Origin of the sequence: Pontibacterium sp. (assembly GCF_041587635.1) — a bacterium.
Classification (GTDB): domain Bacteria; phylum Pseudomonadota; class Gammaproteobacteria; order Pseudomonadales; family Balneatricaceae; genus Pontibacterium.
This window is the reverse complement of record NZ_JBFGYC010000700.1, coordinates 1-1,721: the sequence shown is the minus strand read 5'-3', so window position 1 is coordinate 1,721 and position 1,721 is coordinate 1. Positions and strand designations below refer to the sequence as shown.

The window sequence follows — 1,721 nt, the reverse complement described above, 5'->3', positions numbered from 1 at the left end:
CCCCACTGGCGGTTATCGTCTCAGCCAATACTTCCAACTTCTCCTGACGACGAGCGGATAACACCACGTGCGCGCCTTCGGTCGCCAGCAGCTTTGCTGTTGCTTCGCCGATCCCGCTGCTTGCACCGGTAATCCATACCTTTTTATCTTTTAACTTCATACTGTTACCACGTAATCTTCATCTTCAGAATAAGCTATAGAGGAAACCATAAATCCTACCGCACCCACCGACCATAAACCATTCACGATCAGTTCTCCCTCGCCTTCATCTGCATACTTCCGCGTCCAGACATAGGTTTCACCTACCTCTGACATCAGCGCCTCAGCTTCAAACTCATCTTCTATTAGCAGCGCATTTTCACCCGCGGCATTGATCGCTTTGGGCTGAAACTTTGCTTCCCAATCAGCATATGTCATTTCAACTGTTGTGATACCCATGATGCACTCCGACTTATCGTGGACATTCCAGAACTAGAGCTTAAAAAACCGCCACAAACAAAAACGCCGCCACAAGCAACTAAGCACATGGCGGCGATAGCATAACCAGATTGAACGCTTAACGATGCTTGAATTCCGGCTTACGTTTTTCTGCAAACGCAGCCATACCTTCTTTGCAATCTTCAAAAGCAAAAGTCGCTTCAAATGCGCGGCGCTCAAAGCGCAAACCGTCTCTCAGGTTTGCATCAACAGCCATATTGACCGCTTCTTTGATGTAAGTAACCGCTGGACGAGAGTTCGATGCGATCTTACGTGCCGTTTTGAATGCCGCCTCAAGCAGCTCTTCACCAGCAACGATGCGAGACACCAGCCCCGAGCGCTCTGCTTCTTCAGCATCCATCATGCGACCACTCAGGCACATCTCCATCGCTTTGGCTTTGCCAATGGCTTTAGTTAAACGCTGAGTACCGCCAGCACCCGGCATCGTACCGATACCAATCTCCGGCTGACCAAATTTGGCGTTATCCGCTGCAATGATGAAGTCACACGCCATCACCATCTCACAGCCGCCACCCAACGCGAAACCAGCAACTGCTGCGATAACCGGCTTACGCGCGTCATCAATCGCACGCCAGCAATCACGCTGAATATACGGAAAGTCTTTCTGGTACAGATCAACGAAGGACTGGTCCTTCATCTCCTTGATATCCGCCCCTGCCGCAAACACCTGATCACCACCGGTCAGCAGGATACAACCAACAGCGTCGTCTGCTTCCAGTGCATCGATCGCCTCACCCACTTCACGGGTCAGCGTGACGTTCAACGCGTTCATCACCTTCGGGCGATTCAGGGTAATCGTGCCGACCCCATCTTTGACATCAACCAGAATACATTCGTAGCTCATGCTTTGATCCTTGCTCAGTTATTCTTCATAGGGGGCAGTCACCTGCCCCTGCATATGCGTCTCAGGCGCCCGATATTACTTCGGGTGACGGCGGCTCTGCACCACGCGGAAGCGATTCGCAACGTAGGCCAGATCCGACAGACACGCATTCGCCGCTGGGTTACAGCCGGTGGCATGGAAGTCAGAGAACGCAGCACTCTGGTTTACAAAGACACCGCCGGTCAGGTTGCAGGACAACGCAACACCCGCATCCAGAGAGGCTTCTTCGATCTGATCCAGCACATCGTCGCTGGAAGAGTAGCAACCCATGGTGATCGCACCGTGGTTCTTCACCGCTTTGTTCGCCAGCGCAATACTCTGCTCAGTGCTGTCCGTCTTG

General features: G+C 52.4%; 3 protein-coding genes and 1 pseudogene. All 4 read right to left on the bottom strand.

Going from position 1 to position 1,721, the window contains the following annotated elements:
• Positions 1 to 160, bottom strand: a 160-nt coding sequence (locus tag ABYW01_RS20905) for an SDR family NAD(P)-dependent oxidoreductase (RefSeq protein ID WP_372836475.1), incomplete at its 3' end; no start/stop codon positions are given.
• Positions 157 to 438, bottom strand: coding sequence for a hypothetical protein (locus ABYW01_RS20900; protein ID WP_372836473.1), 282 nt, complete (start codon positions 436 to 438; stop codon positions 157 to 159). The genes ABYW01_RS20905 and ABYW01_RS20900, both read right to left, overlap by 4 nt.
• A 118-nt stretch (positions 439 to 556) precedes the next feature.
• Complete coding sequence (locus ABYW01_RS20895) at positions 557 to 1,342, bottom strand: enoyl-CoA hydratase-related protein (protein ID WP_372836471.1); 786 nt, start codon at positions 1,340 to 1,342, stop codon at positions 557 to 559.
• Positions 1,343 to 1,417: 75 nt separating this feature from the next.
• A pseudogene (locus ABYW01_RS20890) lies at positions 1,418 to 1,721 on the bottom strand (phenylacetic acid degradation protein PaaN); the annotation flags it as partial.